The organism is Chitinolyticbacter albus, from assembly GCF_024437655.1.
Taxonomy (GTDB): domain Bacteria; phylum Pseudomonadota; class Gammaproteobacteria; order Burkholderiales; family Chitinibacteraceae; genus Chitinolyticbacter; species Chitinolyticbacter albus.
In genome coordinates this window covers 1-23,268 of record NZ_JANBVF010000047.1, presented here as the reverse complement: position 1 = coordinate 23,268, position 23,268 = coordinate 1, and the positions used below count along the sequence as shown (strand labels likewise).

Below are 23,268 nucleotides of genomic sequence, written 5' to 3'. Positions count from 1 at the left end.
CCGGCACAGAACAAGAAAACAAAACAATGAAAAACAATATCCAATCCGACTGGGTGCAGCTCGATGGCGCCCAGGGCGAAGGCGGTGGGCAGGTGCTGCGCACCGCGCTCACGCTCTCGATGATTACCGGCAAGCCGTTCCAGATCGAGCGCATCCGCGCCGGGCGGGCCAAGTCGGGGCTGCTGCGTCAGCACCTCACCGCGGTGGAGGCCGCAGCGACCATTACCGACGCGCAGGTCGTTGGCGCCACACCCGGTTCACAATCGCTGCGCTTCGTGCCGCGTCGGCTGCTGGCCGGCGACTATCGCTTCGCCATCGGCACCGCGGGCAGCTGCACGCTGGTGCTGCAGACGGTATTGCCGGCGCTGTGGCTGGCCGATGGACCGAGCACGGTGACGGTCAGCGGCGGCACCCATAATAAGGCGGCGCCGCCGGCCGATTTCCTGATCCAGACCTGGGCGCCGCTGATGGCGAGGATGGGCGTGCGGCAGACGTTGGCGCTGAATCGCCACGGCTTCTACCCGGCTGGCGGCGGCGAGATCGTCGCCCGCATCGAACCCGGCTCGGCGCTGCTGCCGCTGCAACTGGTGGAACGTGGTGCATTGCGTGGCGTGCAGGCCGAGGCGGTGGTGGCGGGCGTCAGCTACAACGTGGCGCGGCGCGAACTCGATACGGTGGCAGCGGCTTTTCCCGAGGCCACGCAGGCGGTGATCGAGCTGCCGGCCGATGAGGGCCCCGGCAATGTGCTGCTGCTGCGCGCCGAGTTCGAGCAGCTGACGGAAATCTGCACCGGCTTTGGCGAGCGCGGCATCTCGGCCGAGCGTGTCGCCGGCAACACAGTTGCGGAGTTGCGGCGCTATCTCGATAGCGGCGCCGCCCTTGGAGAGCACCTGGCGGACCAGCTGTTGTTGCCGCTGGCGCTGGCGGGTGGTGGCGGTTTCACCACCTGTACGGTCTCCTCGCACCTGACCACTCAGATCGCGGTGATCCAGCGCTTCCTGCCGGTGGACATCGACATTACACCGATCAGTACTGGCGCCAGGATAGCGGTATCGGCGCGCTGATGGCATCGCGCATGAACAAAACGGCTACCCGTGGGTAGCCGTTTTTCATGGATGCTCAAGCTGCCCGTACGGAAAACCAAGTTGCCCGCGTGCTTGTACGTTTTTCTGCAACGGCATGGGTTGCCCTATCGGGTAGCAGCCTGTGCGAGGAGCTACCCATGCAACATCACGAAACACCGCGTGTATCGAGGCCTGCCACGCCTGCAATATCGCTTGCGAGCACTGCGTTGCATCCTGCCTTGCGGAGGGGCACGCCAGCGAGAGGGCCGTCTGCATCCGGCTTGATCGTGATTGCGCTGATGTTTGCCACCCCTCCGTCACACTGATGGCGCGCGGCAGTGCTTATGCGCCAGCGTTGTGCGCGATTTGTGCACAGCTGTGCGAGGCCTGCGCCGCTGAATACGCTTGGCACGATGCCGAGCATTGCCTTGCGCCGTTGCCTGCCGCCAGTGCGCAGTGGCGTGTCGCGTGATGGCGGGATGAAAAAAAAAGGGGGCACCGAAGTGCCCGCCCAGGGTTGAGAGCAGCCTGCGATCAACCGGCGGCCAGCTCGACGGGTCGCTGTGCCTCGGCATAGTGGTCGAACTGCATGGTGAAGCTGGCGCGCCCGGTCGTCAGTGCACGCAGGTTGCCGATGTAGCCGAACATCTGCGCCAGCGGCACATGCGCGTCGATCACCGCCGCGTTGCCACGTGCCGATTGCTGCCGCACCAGGCCGCGGCGGCGGGTCAAGTCGCCGATCACGTCGCCGATATGCTCCTGCGGCGTGATCACTTCCACCGCCATCACCGGCTCCAGCAGCACTGATCCCGCCTGTTGCAGGCCCAGGCGCAGCGCATGTGCCGCGGCGAGCTCGAACGCCAGCTGCGACGAATCGCGTTCGTGGTAGTCGCCATCGAGCAGCGTGGCCTTGAAATCGACCACCGGGTTGGCTGCCACGACACCCGCCATGGCGGCTTGGCGCACGCCAGCTTCGATTGCCGGGATGAACTCGCGCGGAATCGCTCCGCCGGTGATGCGGCTTTCAAACTGCACGCCCTCGCCCTGCGGCAACGGTTCCAGTTGCAGCGTCAGTACTGCGAACTGGCCGGGGCCGCCGGTCTGCTTCTTGTGCACGTGCTGCACGGTCGCGCTGCGGGTGATGGTCTCGCGGTACGCCACCTGCGGGCGGCCGGTATGGACCTCCACTTTGAAACGCGTACGCAATTTTTCCAGCGTCACCTCCAGCTGCAGCTCGCCCATGCCGGACAATATGGTCTGGCCGGCGTCGGCATCGTGGCGCAGCCGCAGGCTGGGGTCCTCCTGCAGCAGCGCCTGCAGGCCGTGCGACAGGTGTTGCTGGTCCGCCTGCGTGCGTGGCTCGATGGCGATATCGATCACCGGTTCGGGCGCGTCGATGCGCTCCAGCACCAGCGGGTGCGCCGGGTCGGTCAGCGTATCGCCGGTCACCGTGGTTTTCAGCCCGACGACGGCGACGATATCGCCAGCCACCGCCAGCTCGCGCTCGCGCTTGCGATCGGCGTGCATCTCGTACAGCCGGGCGATGCGCTCGCGCTTGCCGCTGGTGGTGTTGAGCACGCTGTCGCCCACGGCCAGTCGGCCGCGATACAGCCGCACGAAGGTGAGCGCGCCATGGTCGTCCTGTATCACCTTGAATGCGAGCGCCGTCAGCGGTCCTTCCGGATCGCTGGCGATATCGTGCTCGCTGGCGACGGCCACTTCGCCCGGCGCTGGCAGATAGGCCACGACGGCATCGAGCAGCGGCTCCACCCCCTTGTTCTTGAAGGCGGAACCGGCAACCACCGGCACCACGTCGCCGGCGATCGTGCCGCGCCGAATCGCCGCGTGCAGCATGGCCTCGTCAATCTCGGTGCCGTCCAGATAGGCGGCGAGCAGCGCGTCGTCCTGATCGGCCACCGCTTCCAGCAGTCGCGTGCGCCACGCCGTAGCATCCGCCTGCAGCGCTTCCGGGATAGCCCCACGCGTATAGCGGGTGGGTGCGTTGCCGGCAGGCCAGGTCAGCGCCGTCATCGTCACGAGGTCGACGAGGCCGTGGAAGTCGCCTTCTGCGCCGATCGGCAGCTGCAGCACTGCGGCTTTGACGCCCAGCCGCTCCTCGATCATGCCGACTACGCGCAGGAAATCCGCGCCGGTGCGATCGAGCTTGTTGACGAAGGCAATGCGCGGCACACGGTATTTGTCCGCCAGACGCCAGTTGGTCTCGGTTTGCGGCTCCACGCCAGCCACGCCGTCGAACACCACGATGGCGCCGTCGAGCACGCGCAGCGAACGGTTCACCTCGATGTTGAAATCGATGTGCCCCGGGGTGTCGATCAGATTGATCTGCGTGCCTTGCCAGAACACGGTGGTGGCCGCGCTGTTGATGGTGATGCCGCGCGCCTGCTCCTGCGGATCGAAGTCCATCGTGGCGGCGCCGTCGTGCACCTCGCCCAGCCGGTGGTTCTCGCCGGTGTAATAGAGGATGCGCTCGCTAGTGGTGGTCTTGCCCGCGTCGACGTGGGCGATGATGCCGATATTGCGGCGGTTTCTGTTTTCCATGATGTGTTCATCCTTGTTCGAACCCGGCATCGCCAGACTTCGCTGGTCGATCGCCACGGATTCAGCCCTGCAAGGGCACGCGCCAGGCTACGGGCCGGGCGCCGGGGCCTTTCCGCGCTGGAAGGGCCTTGTGGTGTCTTGCGCTAAGGCAGCCGCGGCGGGTGTGCCCACGATGGCAGCCGAAATCGCACCAAAGGAAGGGCGCAAGCCCTGCTTCCCTTGGCCTGCGCGAATTGTTTCGATCTGTTTATCGTAGCGCCACATGGCGAACTCCTTGGGTTGAACATGGAAAAACAAAAAACCCCGGTGGGGAGACCGGGGTTTTGCTGAATGCGGGTACCCGGTGACCAGGTACCGGGCAACGCTCGGCACCTAGGTGATAACGACCTTCAATGCGTGATTCGCGCCGTACACGCGCACGCCGACGACCGCGCTGGCGGTGCGGACGATCGCGAAGGGCGACAGATTGCGGGTCATCGGATTGCTCCAGGTGGTGGCACGGCGTAAGGCCAAGCCGGTGTTTCGTAGTTGGGGGCGCATCATCGTGCTTTCAAAGGGGGCTGGCAACGCCGTTCGTCGCGGCGGGTTTCCTGCTCCGCCATGGACGGCCCGATCCGGCTTTGGATCAGGGGCTCATCATGTTTGCCAACAACACCGAAGGCACCGCTGGCCGTGATGATGGTGCCGGGCGGCGTGCTGCCGGTGCCCCACATCGGCTCACGCAAGGCCACGCGCCACATTGTGGATGACCCGCCGCAACACGAGTAACTCCGGCACGAGTGAGCGGCGGCTAGCCCACGTCGCGCGCCAGGCGTATCCCGCTGAACTGCCAGCGCGCGGCGGGCGGGAAAAAGTTACGGTAACTCGCGCGCGCGTGGCCTGGCGGGGTGCTGCAGGCGCTGCCGCGCAGCACCATCTGGTTGATCATGAACTTGCCGTTGTATTCGCCGACCGCGCCCGGCAGCGGCCGATAGCCGGGGTAGGGCAGGTAGGCGCTGCCGGTCCATTGCCACAGCGTGCCAAAGAGTTGGGTCAGCCCTTCACCCGTTGCGGGCTGTGGCGCCAGCGATGGGGTGCCGTCTGGCGCGGTCGATGATGTATCGGCAGCTTGCTCCCATTCCGCTTCGGTGGGCAGGCGGGCACCGGCCCAGCGCGCGTAGGCGTCGGCCTCGTAATAGCTGATGTGACTGACTGGTGCGGTCGGGTGCAGTGGCTGATCGCCATACAGTGTGAACGCACGCTTGCCGGCGGCATCTAGCCAGTAGAGCGGAGCCTGCCAGCCTTCGCGCTGGCGGCAATCCCAGCCATCCGACAGCCATAGCGTGGGCTGGCGATAGCCGCCATCGGCGATGAAGACGGCGTATTCGGCATTGGTCACCAGCCGGTTGGCCAGCTCATAGGGCGCCAGAGTTACCGGGTGGCGCGGCGTTTCGTTGTCGAAGGCAAAGGCCGGGCCCGCGTGGCCGATCTCCGTATTGCCGCCGGCGTGGCGCAACCACTGCGCCCCGATGGCTGGCGGGGCCGAAAGGCCGGTCGAATCGCGATAGGCCGGATGCAGCGGATTGCACCAGAAATGGTGCTTCAGATCGGTCAACATCAGTTCCTGGTGCTGCTGTTCGTGCTGCAGCCCCAGTTCGATCAGTGCAGTCGCATCTGCGGCCAATGCGCCTTGCAGCACAGTGTCCAGCGCATCGTCCACGTGCTGGCGGTAGGCCAGTACCTGGGCCAGATCGGGGCGGGAGAGCACGCCGCGTGCCGGCCGGGCATGACGCTCGCCCACACCCACGTAGTAGGAGTTGAACAGCATGCGGTACGCCGGATTGAAGCAGCGATAGCCCCGTAACGGCGCCAGGACGAAGGTTTCGAAGAACCAGCTGGTATGCGCCAGATGCCATTTCAGCGGGCTGGCGTCACTCATCGATTGCACCATGCAATCCTCCGCCGTCAGCCCCGCTATCAGTTGCAGCGAGCGCGCGCGCACGGTGGCATAGTGATCGCGCAACGGTGCGTTGGCGGCGGCCATGGTCCGCGCAGGTTCGGGCTTCACGTCTGGGCTCGCCCAGTGGCGGCAACGAACACGCTGTAGTGGCCGCGATCGTCGCTCCAGCGCTGGATCTCGCCAAAACCGGCAACGGTGAGCAGGGTTTCGAAGCGCTCCGGAGTGAACTTGTAGCAATGCTCGGTGACGATGGCGTCGCCCTTGGCGAAATGCCGCATGGTACCGGCCAACTGGACGGTGACCGGGCGACGCGCGACCAGCCGCATCTCGATCCGGCTGGCCTTGGCGTTGAAGTGCGCGCGGTGGGAGAAATCGGTGGGCTCGAAGTGGCAGCCCAGCTCGCGGTTCACCACCCTCAGCACATTGCGGTTGAATGCAGCAGTCACGCCCAGCGCATCGTCGTAGGCGGCGCGCAGCGTGGCCTCGTCCTTGAGCGCATCCACACCGATCAGCAAGCGACCGTGTGGCCCCAGGTGCTGGCGCATGGCGCGCAGCAGTGCCAGCGCTTGCGCCGGCGCGAAATTGCCGATGGACGAACCGGGATAGAACAACACCGGCGGCTGCTCCAGCCACCCGGAGAGCACGGGCTGCAGCAGCAGCGTCTGGCTGAAGTCGGTGACCACGCCCGAGAACGCGATGGCTGGAAAACGCTCCGCGCCCACCTGCAAGGTGTGGGCCAGCCAGTCCTGCGCGATATCGACACCCATATAGCCCGCCGCATCCACCGTCTCCAGCCAGGGCCAGGATTTGGCACCATCGCCGCAGCCCAGATCCACCCACAAGCAGCGACCGGGCAACTGTGCGGCGATCTGATCGCGATAGCGCTCGAAGATTGCCGCCTCGGTGCGAGTGGGGTAGTACTCCTGCAGCTGGCAGATGGCGCCGTAGAGCGCGCAGCCCTGGGCGTCGTAGAAGAACTTGGGATCAATGGCGGCGGCTGGCTGAAGCAGACCGGCCAGCAGTCCTGCCTGCCGTTGCTGGGCGCTTTCCAGCGTGGCGATTTCGATCAACGGGGCGTCTTGCAGCGCTTCAAAACGCCGCCAGCTGCCGCGTGGGTGGTGCTGATCGAACGAAATCGATGTAGCCATACTGCCTCCCAAGGTGGGCGGCCGTACCAGGCTGGTGCGGCCGCACGGGTCACGGGAGCAAGCCGTGTGCCTGAAGGGAAGGGATCCAAGTGTTGAAAACGTAGCAGCGCGTTGCAGCTTTTACAAAGGCATGGCAAAAAACTGCAGGCCTGCGGCTTGAGGCGAGCAGGAAGGAGGGCGGTCCGGTGGCTAGGCGCGGCATTGGGAGCTCAATGAGCACGCGCCCCTCCAGATCCGTTTGCCACGTCGCATCACCCGGGTCGAGCAACAATGGCGTGATGAACTGCTGCGCCTGTTGCGGGCTGGAATGTGCCCGTACTTGAACCGGCTTGAGCCGCACTTGGCGAGGTTGAACAAGATAGCGCGCAATCCGCACCGCGCTCGGGCCACTCTCGTGGACCGCCATACAGGCTGAGGCGATGGGCCGAGCGCAGCCAATGTCGCTGCACGACTTTTGCCGCGAAGGAACTCATCGGTGGCATGGCCTGCTGGTAGGAAGAGGGGGCGGTGATCGCGGTGAGTGTGCCCGGCGAATATACGAAGCAACGGCATAATCTGCAGCCAGCTGGACAGGACAAATGCGCCCGGGATGTCGCTGCGATGTGTGGCGATGGTAGGCCATCGCACATCAACCCATATACCATTGAAACATTTCTATCGTTGAAAGCATGGGCTGGTGTTAACGACTACGCTTGCGAACAGGCTGCTCGAGGCAAAGAATCACGAGAGGCTCGAATTGACAACGACCGCGGTGCTCCTGATGGATTTGCAAGTCGATTTTCTGGATTCGATGCGGGGCCGCATGCCCGTAGGCGATGTCGGTGCCGAGCGCGTGATTGCCGCTGCGCGACGCATACTCGGCGGCCAGGTGTTGCCGGCGGCCATACCGGTTGCCATCGTGAATGAGTTCAAGGCCAGCCAGAAGATCGGCAATTTCTTCCGCCGGGGCGCCGCAGTCATAGGCGCTCCTGGCGGTGAAATCGACCCCCGCATCACGCTTCCCCCAGGTATTCCGATCTTTTCGAAGTCTGCGCCCAGTGCCTTTTCCAATCCCCAGTTGCAACCCTTACTCCAGTCCCATGGGGTTTCGCGCATTGTCATCGTTGGGGTGTACGCCGAAGGGTGCGTACGGGCCACGGCACTTGCCGCGCGTGCCCTGGGCTACGCCGTCACCACCCCGCTTGACGCGATTGCGAGCAACGCCGCCTGGAAACTGCAGTTCGCAAAATGGGCGATGCGCCGGCGTGGCGTTCTCACGGCCCTGGAGCTGTGTGAGATCGAGGACGCGGGTCACTCGGCGTCGTCGTGAAGATCTTGCTGGTTTTTGTAAGTAACTGCCATGCTGGATGCGCCCGGTAGTGCGAAATTCCGCACTCTTGCTTGCTGAGTGCTGAATAATTCGTTAATTTTCTGGCTTTCCAAGTTGAACAAGTCCTACTTCGTATGAGCGAGACGGTCCGTCTGGTTTTGACTGGTGAAGTATTGTCCGGCCATGAGCGCGACGGTGTGCGCGACAATCTGGCCGCACTGCTCAAGCTCGATGCCGAGCGCAGCGCGCGTCTACTCGATACGGCGCCGACGGTGATCAAGCAGCAATTGCCGCTGGCGCATGTCGATACCTATCTGGCACTGCTGGCCAAGGCTGGCGCCGGCGTACGCGTCGAGCATCCGGACGGCCGCCCCTGGCAGGCGCCAACTGGCGAGCGCGCGTTTCCATCCTTGCTTGACGATATACAGGCGCGCCCCATCCATCCGCCCACGGTCACACTGCGCGTGCCGCCGCAAGTCGCAGCGCCGGTCGCTGCCGTGGCGGCACCCCCCGAGCGCGAATTGGGATTGGTCGAGGAGTCACTGCCCGAAACGATCAAATGCCCATCCTGCGCGCTGGAGCAACCCAAGCGCACGCTGTGTACCGGCTGCGGTACCGACATGCCGCGCATGCTCGCCGCGCAGAACCAGGCCAAGATCGAGGCGCGCCAGGCGCAGCAGATGGCGGGGCCGCGCAGCGTGTCGTCGCTGCGCCCGGACGCCGCCGCACTGATGGATATCGTTGAAACGCCCAAGCTGTTTGGCGTGGGTCTTGGCGGCCGGCTGGGCCGGATGCGCTATCTCGCCTATGGTGTGCTACTGATCCTGGCCATCTTCCCGATCACGCTGCTGTTCTCGCTGGCGTTGGTCTTCCTCAAGGGCTTCTGGGTGGTGTTCGGCATGGCCTGGGTCTGGTTGTTCGTGCGACTGGCGGTGTTCCGGCTGCACGACGTGAACCAGTCTGGCTGGTGGGCGGTCGGCGGCGTGGTCGTGTCCATGCTGATCAGCCTGATCGATGCGCGCCTTGGCGCCATGGCCTGGGGCCTTGTCACACTCGGCTCGCTGGCGCTGTGCTTCTGGCCGGGCTCGCCGGGCGACAACCGTTACGGCCCGCCGGCCGAGCCACCAACCACGCTGATCAACGTGCTGGCGGTGATTGGCTTGCTGCTGTCCTTGCTGTCCATCCCGGCGATGCTGGCATCGGTCGGCGTCCCCGGCTACGGCGATTATGTGCAGCGCCAGAAGCTGAAAGCCGGCCAGTTGAGCGACGAGCAGCTGGAGGAAATGGCCGCCGCCATGCGCGAAGAGGGCGTGGAGATCACCGCCGACGAGTTGCGCGAGCAGATGAAGAAGGGCGACGACTAGTGCTGCGGAAAACCCGTATACGGCGGTTCTTGCCGCAGGCATAGCATGGCGTGGGGCACACGGAGATCGCCATGCTCGAGACCACGCTTGTTGTCACCACCATCGCCCTCTTGGCCATGCTCTCGCCTGGGCCGGACTTCTTCCTGGTGGTCAAGAACGCCGCGCGCTACCGGCGCAGCGCGGCGCTGGCGACCGCAGCAGGGGTGAATGTCGGCATCGCCGCGCACATGAGCTACTGCGTGGCAGGCCTGGCAGTGGTGATCGCCACCACGCCATGGCTGTTCAATATCCTCAAGTATGCCGGTGCGGCCTATCTGGTGTGGATCGGCGTCCAGGCGTTGCGCTCGCGCGGTGGCGGCACCATCGCATTGAGCGGTGTTCGCGAGGAGGTGAGCCTGACCCAGGCTTTCATGCAGGGCCTGTTGTGCAACCTGCTCAATCCCAAGGCCACGCTGTTCTTCCTCTCGGTGTTCACCCAGATCCTCAGCGTCGACACCACCTTGCTCGCCAAGCTGTGGTACGCCTTCATCATCTGGATGCTGGGCGTGATCTGGTGGCCGCTTTTGGTGTTCATCATCCAGAGCGCTGTGGTACGGCGCACTCTGGCCAGGGCTCAGGCGGTGATCGACAAGGTGCTGGGCGGCGTGCTGGTGGCGCTGGGGGTGAAGGTTGCGTTGTCTTGATCGGGCTTCGCTTGCGCAGGGGCAAGCCGCGCGCGTAATGCCTTGTTCCGACAGGCGGATGGCGTCGGTGCCGGGTATACTCGGGGCTTTCGCTGATTCAAATCCCGCCTTGCCATGATCCGTCGCCTCGATTCCGCTACTTCCGATTTCCAGTCCCAACTGCAGGCGCTGCTGGCCTTCGAAACCTCGCAGGATCCGCAGGTCGACGCGCGCGTCGCCGATATCCTTGCCGACGTGAAGGCGCGCGGCGACGCGGCCGTGGTCGAGTACACCAATCGCTTCGACGGCACCAGCGCCCAAACGCTCGCCGATCTGGAACTGACGCAGGATGAGCTCAAGGCCGCGTTCGAGCGTCTGCCGGCCGAACGCCGCGATGCGCTCGTTGCCGCCGCCGAGCGGGTGCGCCGCTACCACGAGCGGCAGAAAATGGCGTCTTGGAGCTACCACGACGAGGACGGCACGCTCCTGGGTCAGCAGATCACCGCGCTCGATCGGGTCGGCATCTATGTGCCAGGCGGCAAGGCGGCGTATCCGTCGTCGGTGCTGATGAATGCGATTCCGGCGCACGTCGCCGGCGTGCCCGAGATCATCATGGTGGTACCTACCCCGAAGGGCGAGAAAAACGATCTGGTGCTCGCCGCCGCTCACGTGGCTGGCGTGTCACGCGTCTTCACCGTCGGTGGCGCGCAGGCGGTCGGTGCGCTGGCCTACGGCACGCAGACCATCCGGCAGGTCGACAAGGTCACCGGCCCGGGCAATGCCTATGTCGCCGCCGCCAAACGCGCGGTGTTCGGCATCGTCGGCATCGACATGGTGGCCGGGCCCTCCGAAATCCTGGTGATCTGCGATGGCGGCACCGATCCGGACTGGGTGGCGATGGATCTCTTTAGCCAGGCCGAGCACGACGAGATTGCCCAGGCCATCCTGCTGTGCCCGGACGCGGCGTATATCAACGCGGTAGAGGCCAGCATCGCCCGGCTGCTGCCGACCATGACGCGCCGCGACATCATCGAAGCGTCGCTATCCAATCGCGGCGCGCTGATCAAGGTGGCCGATCTGGATGACGCTTGCACCATTTCCAACTACATAGCGCCCGAGCACCTGGAGCTGTCGGTGGCCGAGCCCGAGGCCTGGGTGGGCAAGTTGCGCCACGCCGGCGCCATCTTCATGGGCCGCTTCACGTCCGAGAGTCTGGGCGACTATTGTGCCGGCCCCAACCATGTGTTGCCGACCGCGCGCACCGCGCGCTTCGCCAGCCCGCTCGGCGTGTACGATTTCCAGAAGCGCACCAGCCTGATCAATGTGTCCGAGGCCGGTGCGCAGCAGCTCGGTCGTATTGCCAGCGTGCTGGCACACGGCGAGGGCTTGACGGCGCATGCGTGCGCAGCCGAGCTGCGGTTGAAGTAGCGGGGATGCAATGTTAGAAAGGCGCGGCCAGCTGTCGTCTCTTTTCCTATGCTGAAATCGTTCCACCCTTACCTGCAGAACACCCATGCCTAACATGTTCACGCCCCCCAAGACTGCCGCCGAACTGCGTGGCGAACGCTTTGCCATGCTGGAGGACATTGCCCGTGAGCTAGGCAGCGAGGTGACCTTTCCCATCTGCTTCGATGCTGCCATTCGCGTTGGAAAGGTGCTGCGCAACGAGGCCGCGTCGCTGCAGGCGGTGGTGCATGAAGTGCAGCGCGATCCGCTGATCACCGCCAAGCTGCTACGGCTGGCCAATAGCGCGGCCTATAACGCCGGCGGCAAGCCGCTGGTCGATGTCGGACAGGCGGTGGCCCGGCTGGGTTTTGCCACCGCGCGCTCGGCGGCGCTGGCCTGCGCCATGCAGCAAATGGTGCGCTCGCGCGAGCTGGTGGCGTTTGACGCCATTGCCAAGAACTTCTGGGTGCACACGCTCAAGTGCGCAGCCATTGCCCGGGTACTGGCGCGCAAGCTCACCCGCATCGATCCGGAGCTGGCGATGCTCGGTGGCCTGGTGCACGACCTGGGCGCCTTCTACATGCTGGAGCGCGCCACGCGTTACCCCGAGCTCGTCGAGCGGCCGGCGACCGTGCACTACCTGGTCGCGCAATGGCACGACAGCGTGGGTACCGTGCTGCTTGATGCGCTGGGCCTGCCCGAGGACATCATCGAAGCGGTACGCGACAACGACACGCCACGCACGCCGGAAGTGACGATGCGCACGCTGTCGGACGTGCTCTACGTCGCCAATATCTTTGCCGATGGCGTCGAGGAAATGCGCATGCTCGATCTGGTCGACGACGATTACACCCCGCCCGAGCTGTCCGATCCGCGCTTCACTGCCTTGCAGGCCGAGTTCGATGCAGCCTGCGACGAGTTCGTTTCGCACTGGTAAAGCGCCGCCCGGATTACGTTCCCGCTTCCCGCCGCGCCGGTTCTGGGAGACAATCTCGCACTACCCCGGACCACTGCCTGCCCATGCGTCAAGTTACCGTTACCCGCAACACGCTGGAAACCCAGATCACCATCACGCTCAATCTGGATGGCACCGGCGTTTCCAAGTTCGATACCGGCGTGCCTTTCTTCGAGCACATGCTCGACCAGGTGGCGCGCCATGGCCTGTTCGACATCGAAATCAAGGCCGTCGGCGATCTGCATATCGACGCCCACCACACGGTGGAAGACGTCGGCATCACGCTGGGCCAGGCCTTTGCCAAGGCAGTGGGCGACAAGAAGGGCATTGTGCGCTACGGCCACAGCTATGTGCCGCTCGACGAAGCCTTGAGCCGCGTCGTGGTTGACCTGTCCGGTCGCCCCTGTCTCGAATACGAGTGCGACTACACCCGCGCCGTGATCGGCGGCTTCGATGTCGACCTGTTCGGCGAATTCTTCCGTGGCTTCGTCAACCACGCCGCGATCAGCCTGCACATCGACAACCTGAAGGGCAAGAACGCGCACCATCAGGCCGAGACCATCTTCAAGGCACTGGGCCGCGCGCTGCGCATGGCGGTGTCGTTCGACGAGCGCATGGCGGGCATTACGCCGAGCACCAAGGGCACTTTGGTAGGCTGAACACGATGCAAAAAATCGCCATCGTCGACTACGGCATGGGCAACCTGCACTCGGTGGTCAAATCGATGCAGCTCGTCGCTAGCGACCGTGCCAGCGTGGTGCTGACCGCCGATGCTGCCGAGATCGCCGCCGCCGACAAGGTGGTGTTCCCAGGGCAAGGCGCCATGCCGGACTGCATGGCGCACCTGGAGGAATCCGGCGTGAAGGCCAGCGTGCTCAAGGCCGCCACCGAGAAGCCGTTTCTGGGCATCTGCGTCGGCGCGCAGCTTCTGTTCGAGCGCAGCGAGGAAGGGCCGACCGACAGTCTCGGCGTATTCGGCGGCCAGGTGATCCGCTTCCCGGCAGAACAGATGGTCGGCGCGGACGGCGAGCGGCTCAAGGTGCCGCACATGGGATGGAACGAGATGTTCATCAAGCGCGATCACCCGCTGTGGGCCGGTATCCCGGATGGCGAGCGTTTCTATTTCGTGCACAGCTATCACTTTGCCCCGGTCGACGACATCGCCGTGGTCGAATCGGCCTATCCCTACCGTTTCGCGGCGGCCGTGGCGCGTGACAACATCTTCGCCATCCAGTGCCATCCGGAAAAATCGGCCGATGCCGGCCTCAAGTTACTGAAAAATTTCGTAAACTGGGACGGTCGCCCCTGATCGGCCCGACGTGTAAACCCGCAAACCCTTAGATCCAGACCATGCTTATCATCCCCGCTATCGATCTCAAAGACGGCCAGTGCGTGCGCCTGCGCCAGGGTGAAATGGACAACGCCACCGTGTTCTCCGATGACCCGGCGAGCTTTGTCAGCCACTGGCTGGGACAAGGGGCACGCCGCATGCACCTGGTCGACCTCAATGGCGCCTTTGCCGGCAAGCCCAAGAATCTCGATGCGGTAAAGCGCATCCTCGCTGCCATCGATGGCGACGTACCGGTGCAGCTGGGTGGCGGCATCCGCAATCTGGAAACGATCGAGATGTATCTCGATGCCGGCATCGACTACGTGATCATCGGCACCGCCGCGATCAAGCAGCCGGGCTTTTTGCACGAGGCGTGCGACGCCTTCCCTGGCCACATCATCGTCGGGCTCGACGCCAAGGACGGCAAGGTGGCGACCGATGGCTGGGCCAAGATCACCGATCACGACGTGATCGACCTGGCGCAGCGTTTCGAGGGCTATGGTGTCGAGAGCGTGATCTACACCGACATCGGCCGGGACGGCATGCTGTCGGGCGTGAATATCGAAGCGACGGTGAAGCTGGCTCAGGCGCTGACCATTCCCGTGATCGCCTCGGGCGGACTGACCAACCTTGATGACGTGAAGCGGCTGTGCGAAGTCGAGGCCGAAGGCATCGAAGGCGTGATCACCGGTCGCGCCATCTACGAAGGCACCATCAATTTCAAGGACGCGCAGGAACTGGCCGACCAGCTGGTGCCGGCCTGATTCCGCTGCGCGTTTCATCCTGGCGACGGGGCGCTTGGGCGCCCCTTCGCCTTTCGAGTAGATCGTCATGCCGCTAGCCAAACGCATCATTCCCTGCCTCGACGTTACCGCCGGTCGCGTGGTCAAGGGCGTCAATTTCGTCGGCCTGCGCGACGCGGGCGATCCGGTCGAGATCGCCAAGCGCTACAATCTGCAGGGGGCGGACGAGCTCACCTTCCTCGATATCACCGCGTCGAGCGACAACCGCGATCTGATCCTGCATGTGATCGAGGCGGTGGCTTCGCAGGTGTTCATTCCGCTGACCGTCGGCGGTGGCGTGCGGCAGGTGGGCGACGTACGACGGCTCTTGAACGCCGGCGCCGACAAGGTATCGATCAACACCACTGCCATCACCAACCCCGAGGTGGTGCAGGGTGCGGCCGACAAGTTCGGCAGCCAGGCCATCGTGGTGGCGATCGACGCCAAGGCGGTCGACGAGTCCAACACCCGCTGGGAGGTGTTCACCCATGGTGGCCGCCGCGCCACCGGGCTCGATGCGGTGGAATGGGCGCGCAAGATGCAGCAACTGGGTGCCGGTGAAATCCTGCTGACCAGCATGGATCGCGATGGCACCAAGATCGGCTTCAACCTGCCGCTGACGCGCGCGGTGAGCGATGCGGTCGACATCCCGGTGATCGCCTCAGGCGGTGTCGGCAACCTGCAGCATCTGGTCGAAGGGGTCACGCAGGGCCACGCCAGCGCAGTGTTGGCGGCCAGCATCTTCCACTTTGGCGAGTACACGGTGCGCCAGGCCAAGGAAGCGATGCAGGCGGCCGGGATCGAGGTCCGGCTGTAGGCAGTGCTGCGACGCGCGTCGGCACTTGCCCCGCAGCACGCGTGCAGGCGTTAGCGTGTCGTTTTCGATCTGATCAGGAACCCCATCATGCGTGAGCTGTTGATTGCCCTTGCATTGTTAGTCTCCGCCAGCTCGGCGCTGGCTTGCGATATCGCCGTGAAGAGCCGCGATGGCCTGTCGGCGGTGATCGACAATAGCCGCCATGGTCTGAAGAACGAGCTCACGCTGTTCGTTACGCTGGAAAACAAGGGCAAGACGCCGCTCAAGCTCGCCGATGCCAGGCTGATGGTGGAGGACGAGCAGGGTGTGCTGGTGTCCCCGGTCAAGCTCGAAGTGCCAGCCACGGAGCTCGTGCCCGGCGCCAAGGTGCAGCTGGTCAGCCATTACCTGCCGGACCCGAGCTACACCGCGATCCGGTTGAACGTCGAGTAAAGAATCTGGAACAAGGAGTCACCGTGGCCGCCTGGCTCGATGAAATCAAATGGGATGACAAGGGCCTCGTGCCCGTGATCGCGCAGGATCGCGTATCCGGCCGGGTGCTGATGTTCGCTTTCGCCAATCGCGAGGCGGTGGCACTGACGGCCGAGCACGGCACCGCGCATTACTACACGCGTAGTCGCGGCCGGCTGTGGCACAAGGGAGAAGAGAGCGGCCACTTCCAGCGCGTGAGCGAGATCCGCCTCGATTGTGATGGCGACGTGCTGATTTACCAGATCGACCAGGAAGGCGGCATCGCCTGCCATACCGGCCGGCAAAGCTGCTTCTTCCGCGTGCTCAAGGAAGGCGAGTGGCAGGTGGTCGACCCGGTGCTGAAAGATCCGGCCACCATCTACAAGCATTGAGCGGCGCGCCCGCGTCCTGGCTGTGCCGTCCTTTTTCCCCTTTCGCGTGCGGTGCCCGGTGCATCCCGCCACGAACTTGCAACGAAACGGCAATATAATTGCGGTTTGATTGCGCACCCGGAGTGATCCGCAATGATTTCTGCCGATATCCTCGAACGTCTTTCCAGCACGCTGGCCGAGCGCCGCGGCGCTGATCCGTCGACTTCCTACGTCGCCAAGCTCTATAGCAAGGGCACCGAGGCCATCCTGAAGAAGGTGGGTGAGGAAGCGGTGGAAGTGGTGATGGCAGCCAAGGATGGCAACAAGCTGCACGTGGTGCGCGAAGTGGCCGATCTGTGGTTTCACACGCTGGTGCTGCTGGCGCACGAAGGATTGAGCCACGAGGATGTGCTGGCCGAGCTGGCGCGCCGCGAGGGCATTTCGGGAATAGAGGAAAAGGCCTCGCGCAAGGAGCAAGGGAAATGAGCGACTGCATATTCTGCAAGCTGGCCAGTGGCGCCATTCCCTCGAACAAGATCTTCGAAGACGACGACGTGCTGGTGTTCCACGACATCCATCCGGTGGCGCCAGTGCACTTTCTGGTGGTACCCAAGGTCCATATCGTATCGCTGGCGCATGCCGAGGTCGAACATCAGGCGCTGTTGGGTAAGCTGATGCTGGTGGCGGCGCGCTGCGCGCGCGAGCAGGGTCTCGTCGACGGCTACCGCACCATCGTCAATACGGGGGCCGGTGGTGGGCAGTCGGTGTTCCACCTGCATGCCCACGTGATCGGTGGCCCCGGGCTATCGCCGCGCATCGCCGAAGTCGTCACCTACTAAATACCTCAAGCAATCGGAGCATCACATGGGTTCGTTCAGTATCTGGCATTGGCTGGTCGTGCTGGCCATCATCATCCTGGTCTTCGGCACCAAGAAGCTGGGTAACGTCGGCAAGGATCTCGGTTCGGCCGTGCGTGGTTTCAAGGACGGCATGAAGGGTGAGGATGAGCCCAAGAAGCTGGCCGAGACCGACGACAAGGCCGGCGGCCGCGTGATCGACGTGGCCGAGCGCGATAAGCGCTGAGGCCTGCCATTTGTTCGACGTTGGTTTTTCCGAGCTATTGATGATCGGCGCCGTGGCGCTGGTCGTGTTGGGCCCCGAGCGCCTCCCCAAAGTGGCGCGCACCGTCGGCGCGCTGGTCGGCCGTGCGCGGCGCTTTGCCGCCAATGTGAAGGCTGACCTGGACCGCGAGATCAACCAGACGGAACTGGCCAAGATCGAGGCCGAACTGCGCGCCGAGCAGGCGGCGCTGCAGCACACCATACACCAGCCGTTCACCGAAGCGCGCGAGGCGCTGAGCGAATCGATCGTGTCCGCGCCAATCGAAACCGTAGAAGCACCGGCTGCGACGCAGCCTGCTCAGGTTGAGTCTCTGACCTTGGTGGCCGATGCCAGCGTGCCCGCCATAGAAGAGGCGCCGGTGCGCGCGGTCGACGAGCGGCAGCTCGACCTGTTTGCCGCCGCACCCGAACCCGCCGTACCCACCGCGCGCGATCGCCGTTGAAGCCCATGAGCACCGATCTGCAACCGTTGATGGAACACCTTTTGGAGCTGCGCGACCGGCTGTTGCGCGGCATCTTGGTCTTTTTGGCCGGTTTCTTCGTCTGTTTCTATTTCTCGCAGCCGCTCTATGACTTGCTGGTGGCGCCGCTCGCCAGCGTGTTGCCAGGCCAGAAGCTGGTGTCGATCGGAATCGCCTCACCCTTTGTGCTGCAGATCAAGATCGCTGCCATGGCGGCGTTTGTCGTGACGTTGCCGCACACCCTGTACCAGGCGTGGGCGTTTGTCGCGCCGGGCCTTTACCAGCACGAGAAGCGGCTGGTGTTGCCGCTGGTGGTGTCGTCCACGCTGCTATTCTTTGTTGGCATGGCGTTCGCCTATTTCTTCGTGTTCGGCACGGTGTTCCATTTCATCGCCACCGTAGTGCCGGCGTCTATGCAATGGCTGCCCGATTCGGGGGAGTACCTCGACTTCGTGCTCGGCATGTTCCTCGCCTTCGGTCTCACCTTCGAAGTGCCGGTCGCCGTGGTGGTGCTGGTGCACCTGGGCATCGTTTCGGTGGCCAAGCTGCGCGAATGGCGACCCTACATCATCGTCGGCGCCTTCGTCGTCGCTGCCGTCGTCACCCCGCCGGATGTGGTGTCACAGTGCCTGCTGGCGCTGCCGCTGTGGCTGCTGTTCGAACTGGGCTGCTTCGTCGCGCAATGGACGGGGCGCCGCACCGAGGCCGTGAAGCAGGCCTGAGGCACTCTGGTGCGGCGTATCGACGTCACTGGCAGCGTCAAGCCGCGGTCGTCACAGCTTTGTCACCGGCCGTTGAACAGGCGCTTACAAGTAGCCGCCGCTTGTCGCGCTACACTGCCGCATCCTGATTGCCCTGATGCCCGCCATGCTGCGCGTGTTCCAACTGCTGCTGTTCCTGTTTGCCTGCGCGCCTTTCCTGATCCCGTTCCGCTGGGCGCCCAATCCGGTGTTCCCATCCGAGCTTGCCGCCTTCGTTGGCGGTGCCGCGCTGGTGCTGGCCGCGCTCGGCCTGCCACGGGCGCGTACCGCCACGCCGTGGCTGTCGTGGATGTGGCTGGCGCTGGTGGCGGCGTTGGGCCTGCAACTGTGGCTGCAGCCGCCGCCGTTTCTCGCCTTGCTGCTGATTCCGATGGCCTACATGGGTATGGCGGCGCTGATGCTGCTGGCGCTGGCGCGCGCCCGCGATGTATTCGGTTGGGCTCCGCTGCTCACCGCGCTGGCCTGGGGCCTGGTCGCGGGTGCTGCAGTCAGCGTCTGCATTGGCCTGCCGCAGGCCTGGGTCAAGTTCACCAGCGGACGCGCCACCGTGTTCGGCGCGATCGGTCAGGCCAATATGTATGGCCATTACCTGGCCTGGGGCCTGGGGGCGCTAGCCTGGCTGGTGTCGCAGGGCCGGGCGCCGCGCATCGTGTTCTGGTTGGTGGCGCCCTGGCTGGCGCTGCTGCTGGCCTGGTGCGGCTCGCGTTCGGTGCTGATGTATGCCGGCGCGTGGCTGGTGTTCGGCGGCGCCATGCTCTGGCGTACACGCGATATCGAGGTGCGGCGCTTTGGCCGGCAACTGCTTTACGCCGTTGCGCTGATTGTCGTGGCGCAGGTGCTGGCGCCGCTGCTGGTCGACCTGATCAATGCTCTCGTCGGTGGCCGAGGCGGGAAGGCCAGCGCGCTGGAGCGCATCGCGTCCAATGGGGGCCGACGCCTCGTCGAATGGCAGAAAGCCTGGCAGGCCTTTGTCGCGCATCCGGGTCTAGGCGTGGGTTGGTCGGCGTACCCGGCGCACAGCGTGGCGCTGCAGATCGAGCCACGCTTTGCCCAGGCAATGGAAAGCCGGTTGTTCACGCATAGCCACAACAGTCTGCTCAACCTGCTCGCCGAAACGGGCCTTGCCGGCACCTTGCCGGTGCTCGCTGGCATTGCCGCTGCCGCGGTCGGTGTCTGGCGTCGCCGCGACAACACAGTGGCCTGGTTCGGCGCGGTGCTGGTCACCGTATCGCTCTTGCACAGCCTTGTCGAATACCCGCTGTGGTATGCGCACTTTTTGCTGCCGTTCGCGGTGCTGCTGTTCGTCGCTTGGGATGGCGCTCCGCGCTGGCGGCTGCCGGACTGGGGCGTGCGCACGCTGTGCGTGGCGGGCGGCGCCTTTGCGCTGGCGCTTGCTACGGTTGGCCTGCAGACCTATTTGCTGATCTATCCGCTGGTTCAGCCTGCCAAGAACGCCGCTCTGAACGTGCAGCGCATCGCCCAGCTGGAAAAATTGCGCCGGCACCCGCTGGTCGATTTCTACGCGACCTTCGCGCTCTCCAATTACGTGGTGGCGACCGAATCCGATGTGCCGTGGAAGCTGGCCGTGCTCGATCCGCTCAATGCGGTGCGGCCCTACCCGGCGCAGCTGGGGCGTGCCGCCGTGATGCACGCGATGCAGGGCGACGTGGCGCGCGGGCGTGTACTGGTCCGGCAGGCGGCGTATGCGTATCCGGCGAGCCTCGCGTGGTTCCGCGGCGAGCCGGACAAGTTCCAGGATCGCTACCCGGCCATGCACGAACTGGTGGCCGAAGTCGACGCTGCGAGCGCCTACTTCGCCCAGCTCAAGGCCGAGCGCGCCGCGCGTAAATAAAGAACTCGCGGTTGCCGTCACCACCGGTGATGGCGCTGTCGTAGTAGCCCGCTACTGTCAGCCCGGCCGCCTCGGCGGCGGCGCGGACCTTGGCCTCGACTTCGGGGTAGAGCCCGGCGTCGCGCACGATGCCGCCACGTGCCAATCCTTGTGGACCGACCTCGAACTGCGGCTTCACCAGAAATAGCAGCTGGCCACCCTCGGGCAGCAGCTCAGCGAGCGCGGGCAGGATCAGCGTCAGCGAGATGAACGAGACATCGCCGACGATGAGATCGATCTCGCCATCGAGCTGGGCGGCGATGTCCTGGTGGGTGACGTGGCGCGCATTCACGCCTTCCAGCGTCACCACGCGCGCATCGCTCGTCAGCCGCGGATGCAACTGGCTGTGCCCTACTTCCAGTCCGAGCACGCGGCGCGCGCCGGCCTGCAGCGCGCAATCGGTGAACCCGCCCGTGCTTTGCCCCACGTCCAGCACCTGCAGTCCACTCACACTCAGCCCGGCACAGGCCAGCGCGCCGGCGAGCTTGAGTCCGCCGCGCGACACGTAGCGATCGGCCTCATCCGGTGTAACGACGATATCCGCATCTTGGTCGATTTTCTGGCTGGGCTTGTCGATACCCTTGCCATCGGCGCTGACGCGGCCAGCGGCGATCATGTGCTGTGCGGCGGTACGCGACGGCGCCAGGCCCAGCTCGACCAGCAGTACATCGGCGCGCGGCATCAGAACCGCTCGTCCGCCCGCAGGTAGCGCCACTTACCCTGTGGCAGATCGCCCAGCGTGATGCGGCCGATGCGGATGCGCTTGAGGCCGATCACGCGCAGGCCGACCAGCTCGCACATGCGGCGGATCTGGCGCTTCTTGCCCTCGTTGAGGATGAAGCGCAGCTGGTCCTCGTTCTGCCAGCTGACCTTGGCGGGCTTGAGTGCCTCGCCGTCGAGCGACAGGCCGTGGTTCAGCCGCTGCAATCCCTCGGCGGAGAGCCGTCCGGCCACACGCACCAGGTATTCCTTGTCGACGGGCGAGTTCTCGCCGATCAGCGTCTTGGCGACGCGGCCATCCTGGGTGAGCACCAGAAGGCCGACCGAATCGATATCGAGCCGGCCGGCCGGCGCCAGTCCCTTGAGGTGATCGCGCTCGAAGCGGATGCCGCTGCTGTCGCCGGCCCAGTGGTGCTCCGGGCGGACCAGCACGCTGGCGGGCTCGTAGCCCTTCTCGGCCTGGCCGGATACATAGCCGACCGGCTTGTTGATCAATATGGTGACGCGCTGCGCCTGTACGGCCTGCGCCTGGCGCTGCAGCTCGATCTTCTGCTGGGGCAATACCTTGCTGCCCAGCACGTCGACGACCACGCCGTCGACCCGGACCCAGCCACGCGCGATGTATTCGTCGGCTTCGCGCCGCGAGCACAGCCCGAGTTCGGCCATGCGTTTGGAAAGGCGGATGGGTTCCATGAGGGCTACACGAGGCAAAAGCCGGATTTTACTCCGCTCACCGCCGCCGGGTCATGCGGCTTGCCAGCTGCCCGACTTCCCACCGTGTTTTTCCAGGAGGCGCATGTCGGTGATGCTCATGCCGCGATCGACCGCCTTGCACATGTCGTAGATGGTGAGCAGCGCGATGTTCACCGCAGTGAGCGCCTCCATCTCCACCCCGGTGCGACCCATCGTGTCGGCGCTCACCGTGCAATGCACGGCGCAGGCCGCAGGGTCGAGGGCGAAATCGACGGCGACGCGGGGCAGTGGGATGGGGTGGCACAGCGGAATCAGGTCGGCAGTCTGATTTGCGGCCATGATGGCGGCGATACGGGCAATGCCGAGCACAGCGCCCTTCTTGTGGCCGCCGTTGGCGATCAGTGTGAGCGTCGCGGGCAGCATGCGGATGCTGCCGCTGGCAACGGCGACACGCGCGGTCTCCGGTTTGGTGCCGACATCGACCATATGCGCCTGGCCCGCCGCGTCGAAATGCGTGAGCGCGGGCGCGGCGCCGGCGCGATCGCTACAGGCGGCCAATTCCTCGGGCGTATTCACGTTGGCGAAGGTGGTATCGGGGAATTCGACGTAGGCGGGCTTGAGCGCAGCAATCCAGTCCGCCACCTTGAGCTCCTTGCAGTTGAGCCGCTCGGTCAGCGACAGCAGTACGCCACGGCGCAACAAGCAGGTCGTCGGATGCAGCCGGCCGTTCTCGCTTTGCGCCACGGCCACCGGCGCGTCGCCCATGCCGTCAAACAGCCGCTGCAGCAGATCATGCGGCAGGAAGGGCACGTCGCACGGCACCACCAGCATCAGCTCGGCTGGTGAAGCGAGCAGGGCGGCGTGGATGCCAGCCAGCGGTCCAGGGTAGCCATCGTGTACATCGTGCAGTACCGGGTAGCCCAAGCGGGTGTACTCGGCGAGATTGCGGTTGGCGGAAATCAGGATCTGTTCCAGCTGTCGCGGAGACTGTCGCAACAGCGCGTCGATTGCCCACGACACCAGCGGCCGGCCAGCCAGTTGCACCAACCCCTTGTCCTGCCCACCCATGCGCAGGCCCTGGCCACCGGCCAGAATGACCGCATCGATTTTACGCACCGTTCTTGCTCCATCTATCCGTAGTTGGCCAAGGTCATGACCTTGGCATCGACCCACTACTGTCCGATGCTGCTTTCATCCAGCTTCCATGGCGGGGTCTTTGTTTTCAGGTAGCCCATCATAAATGCATTCTCGCCGTAAGCAAGCCCAAGATGCCGGCTGGTGGTGAGCATCAACACGTTCGGTCGACGAGATGCAGGCTATTCACGCGGGCCCAGCAGCGCCGCCGCAGCGCCATCTCAAACGTGAGCGAGCGCTTATCCCCCCGTCTGCGACATAAAGCGCACGATTTTCTTCGGTTGCTCATTG

At 64.7% G+C, this 23,268-nt stretch carries 26 protein-coding genes and 1 pseudogene; 19 read left to right on the top strand and 8 right to left on the bottom strand.

Features of this window, described 5'->3' with window-relative positions:
- Nucleotides 1-26: 26 nt before the first annotated feature.
- Both rtcA and NLI84_RS19280 read left to right on the top strand, forming a co-directional pair.
- Nucleotides 27-1,064 carry an RNA 3'-terminal phosphate cyclase gene (gene rtcA / locus NLI84_RS17655; protein WP_255992107.1) on the top strand — a complete coding sequence of 346 codons (1,038 nt, stop codon included), beginning with the start codon at nucleotides 27-29 and terminating at the stop codon, nucleotides 1,062-1,064.
- Nucleotides 1,065-1,206: 142 nt separating this feature from the next.
- Nucleotides 1,207-1,536 (top strand): four-helix bundle copper-binding protein, encoded by a 330-nt coding sequence (locus NLI84_RS19280; protein ID WP_373316985.1) that lies wholly within the window; start codon nucleotides 1,207-1,209, stop codon nucleotides 1,534-1,536.
- A gap of 62 nt (nucleotides 1,537-1,598) precedes the next feature.
- Here NLI84_RS19280 and fusA read toward each other — a convergent pair whose 3' ends face one another.
- From fusA to egtD, 4 genes are all read right to left on the bottom strand, one after another.
- On the bottom strand, nucleotides 1,599-3,623 hold the full coding sequence (gene fusA, locus NLI84_RS17650; protein WP_255992106.1) for an elongation factor G: 2,025 nt from the start codon (nucleotides 3,621-3,623) through the stop codon (nucleotides 1,599-1,601).
- A gap of 539 nt (nucleotides 3,624-4,162) precedes the next feature.
- Nucleotides 4,163-4,354, bottom strand: a complete 192-nt coding sequence (locus NLI84_RS17645; RefSeq protein ID WP_255992105.1) for a hypothetical protein — start codon at nucleotides 4,352-4,354, stop codon at nucleotides 4,163-4,165.
- 59 nt (nucleotides 4,355-4,413) lie between these two features.
- The gene (egtB, locus tag NLI84_RS17640; protein ID WP_255992104.1) at nucleotides 4,414-5,670 is read right to left on the bottom strand and encodes an ergothioneine biosynthesis protein EgtB; all 1,257 of its coding nucleotides are present in this window, start codon (nucleotides 5,668-5,670) and stop codon (nucleotides 4,414-4,416) included.
- Nucleotides 5,667-6,710: an L-histidine N(alpha)-methyltransferase gene (gene egtD / locus NLI84_RS17635; RefSeq protein ID WP_255992103.1), complete on the bottom strand. Its 1,044-nt coding sequence runs from the start codon at nucleotides 6,708-6,710 to the stop codon at nucleotides 5,667-5,669. Before egtD ends, egtB begins: the two co-directional genes overlap by 4 nt.
- A gap of 676 nt (nucleotides 6,711-7,386) precedes the next feature.
- Here egtD and NLI84_RS17630 point away from each other — a divergent pair.
- The 17 genes from NLI84_RS17630 (at nucleotide 7,387) to NLI84_RS17550 (ending at nucleotide 20,391) form a co-directional block, all read left to right on the top strand.
- Nucleotides 7,387-8,019 (top strand): cysteine hydrolase family protein, encoded by a 633-nt coding sequence (locus tag NLI84_RS17630; RefSeq protein WP_308445835.1) that lies wholly within the window; start codon nucleotides 7,387-7,389, stop codon nucleotides 8,017-8,019.
- Nucleotides 8,020-8,153: 134 nt separating this feature from the next.
- Nucleotides 8,154-9,383: a DUF805 domain-containing protein gene (locus NLI84_RS17625; protein WP_255992102.1), complete on the top strand. Its 1,230-nt coding sequence runs from the start codon at nucleotides 8,154-8,156 to the stop codon at nucleotides 9,381-9,383.
- A 71-nt stretch (nucleotides 9,384-9,454) separates the two neighbouring features.
- The gene (locus tag NLI84_RS17620) at nucleotides 9,455-10,066 is read left to right on the top strand and encodes a LysE family transporter (protein ID WP_255992100.1); all 612 of its coding nucleotides are present in this window, start codon (nucleotides 9,455-9,457) and stop codon (nucleotides 10,064-10,066) included.
- Between the two features lie 114 nt (nucleotides 10,067-10,180).
- Nucleotides 10,181-11,473, top strand: a complete 1,293-nt coding sequence (gene hisD / locus NLI84_RS17615; RefSeq protein ID WP_284699980.1) for a histidinol dehydrogenase — start codon at nucleotides 10,181-10,183, stop codon at nucleotides 11,471-11,473.
- Between the two features lie 85 nt (nucleotides 11,474-11,558).
- Nucleotides 11,559-12,428 (top strand): HDOD domain-containing protein, encoded by an 870-nt coding sequence (locus NLI84_RS17610; RefSeq protein ID WP_255992099.1) that lies wholly within the window; start codon nucleotides 11,559-11,561, stop codon nucleotides 12,426-12,428.
- 83 nt (nucleotides 12,429-12,511) lie between these two features.
- Nucleotides 12,512-13,105, top strand: coding sequence for an imidazoleglycerol-phosphate dehydratase HisB (hisB, locus tag NLI84_RS17605; protein ID WP_255992098.1), 594 nt, complete (start codon nucleotides 12,512-12,514; stop codon nucleotides 13,103-13,105).
- Between the two features lie 5 nt (nucleotides 13,106-13,110).
- Nucleotides 13,111-13,755 carry an imidazole glycerol phosphate synthase subunit HisH gene (hisH, locus tag NLI84_RS17600; RefSeq protein WP_255992096.1) on the top strand — a complete coding sequence of 215 codons (645 nt, stop codon included), beginning with the start codon at nucleotides 13,111-13,113 and terminating at the stop codon, nucleotides 13,753-13,755.
- Between the two features lie 41 nt (nucleotides 13,756-13,796).
- Nucleotides 13,797-14,540: a 1-(5-phosphoribosyl)-5-[(5-phosphoribosylamino)methylideneamino]imidazole-4-carboxamide isomerase gene (gene hisA / locus NLI84_RS17595; protein WP_255992095.1), complete on the top strand. Its 744-nt coding sequence runs from the start codon at nucleotides 13,797-13,799 to the stop codon at nucleotides 14,538-14,540.
- Nucleotides 14,541-14,607: 67 nt separating this feature from the next.
- Complete coding sequence (gene hisF / locus NLI84_RS17590; RefSeq protein WP_255992093.1) at nucleotides 14,608-15,375, top strand: imidazole glycerol phosphate synthase subunit HisF; 768 nt, start codon at nucleotides 14,608-14,610, stop codon at nucleotides 15,373-15,375.
- Between the two features lie 87 nt (nucleotides 15,376-15,462).
- Nucleotides 15,463-15,807, top strand: coding sequence for a hypothetical protein (locus NLI84_RS17585; RefSeq protein WP_255992092.1), 345 nt, complete (start codon nucleotides 15,463-15,465; stop codon nucleotides 15,805-15,807).
- A gap of 23 nt (nucleotides 15,808-15,830) precedes the next feature.
- A complete protein-coding gene (gene hisI / locus NLI84_RS17580) occupies nucleotides 15,831-16,217 on the top strand; it encodes a phosphoribosyl-AMP cyclohydrolase (RefSeq protein WP_255992091.1) in 387 nt (128 codons plus the stop codon).
- A 132-nt stretch (nucleotides 16,218-16,349) separates the two neighbouring features.
- The gene (locus NLI84_RS17575) at nucleotides 16,350-16,682 is read left to right on the top strand and encodes a phosphoribosyl-ATP diphosphatase (RefSeq protein ID WP_284699979.1); all 333 of its coding nucleotides are present in this window, start codon (nucleotides 16,350-16,352) and stop codon (nucleotides 16,680-16,682) included.
- The gene (locus tag NLI84_RS17570) at nucleotides 16,679-17,035 is read left to right on the top strand and encodes a histidine triad nucleotide-binding protein (protein ID WP_255992090.1); all 357 of its coding nucleotides are present in this window, start codon (nucleotides 16,679-16,681) and stop codon (nucleotides 17,033-17,035) included. Before NLI84_RS17575 ends, NLI84_RS17570 begins: the two co-directional genes overlap by 4 nt.
- 25 nt (nucleotides 17,036-17,060) lie before the next feature.
- Nucleotides 17,061-17,279, top strand: a complete 219-nt coding sequence (gene tatA / locus NLI84_RS17565; RefSeq protein ID WP_255992089.1) for a Sec-independent protein translocase subunit TatA — start codon at nucleotides 17,061-17,063, stop codon at nucleotides 17,277-17,279.
- A 10-nt stretch (nucleotides 17,280-17,289) separates the two neighbouring features.
- Nucleotides 17,290-17,760, top strand: coding sequence for a Sec-independent protein translocase protein TatB (tatB, locus tag NLI84_RS17560; protein ID WP_255992088.1), 471 nt, complete (start codon nucleotides 17,290-17,292; stop codon nucleotides 17,758-17,760).
- A gap of 5 nt (nucleotides 17,761-17,765) precedes the next feature.
- A complete protein-coding gene (tatC, locus tag NLI84_RS17555; protein ID WP_255992087.1) occupies nucleotides 17,766-18,500 on the top strand; it encodes a twin-arginine translocase subunit TatC in 735 nt (244 codons plus the stop codon).
- Nucleotides 18,501-18,645: 145 nt separating this feature from the next.
- Nucleotides 18,646-20,391 (top strand): PglL family O-oligosaccharyltransferase, encoded by a 1,746-nt coding sequence (locus tag NLI84_RS17550; RefSeq protein WP_255992086.1) that lies wholly within the window; start codon nucleotides 18,646-18,648, stop codon nucleotides 20,389-20,391.
- Here NLI84_RS17550 and NLI84_RS17545 read toward each other — a convergent pair.
- The 4 genes and pseudogenes from NLI84_RS17545 to mobA form a co-directional block, all read right to left on the bottom strand.
- On the bottom strand, nucleotides 20,363-21,112 hold the full coding sequence (locus NLI84_RS17545) for a TlyA family RNA methyltransferase (RefSeq protein WP_255992085.1): 750 nt from the start codon (nucleotides 21,110-21,112) through the stop codon (nucleotides 20,363-20,365). The genes NLI84_RS17550 and NLI84_RS17545 overlap by 29 nt on opposite strands.
- Entirely contained in the window at nucleotides 21,112-21,843 is a 732-nt protein-coding gene (locus NLI84_RS17540; protein WP_255992084.1) for a pseudouridine synthase, read from the bottom strand. Before NLI84_RS17540 ends, NLI84_RS17545 begins: the two co-directional genes overlap by 1 nt.
- A gap of 51 nt (nucleotides 21,844-21,894) precedes the next feature.
- On the bottom strand, nucleotides 21,895-22,401 hold the full coding sequence (gene moaC / locus NLI84_RS17535; protein WP_255992126.1) for a cyclic pyranopterin monophosphate synthase MoaC: 507 nt from the start codon (nucleotides 22,399-22,401) through the stop codon (nucleotides 21,895-21,897).
- A 6-nt stretch (nucleotides 22,402-22,407) separates the two neighbouring features.
- Nucleotides 22,408-22,959: pseudogene (gene mobA, locus NLI84_RS17530) on the bottom strand (molybdenum cofactor guanylyltransferase MobA); the annotation flags it as partial.
- Between the last annotated feature and the right edge of the window lie 309 nt (nucleotides 22,960-23,268).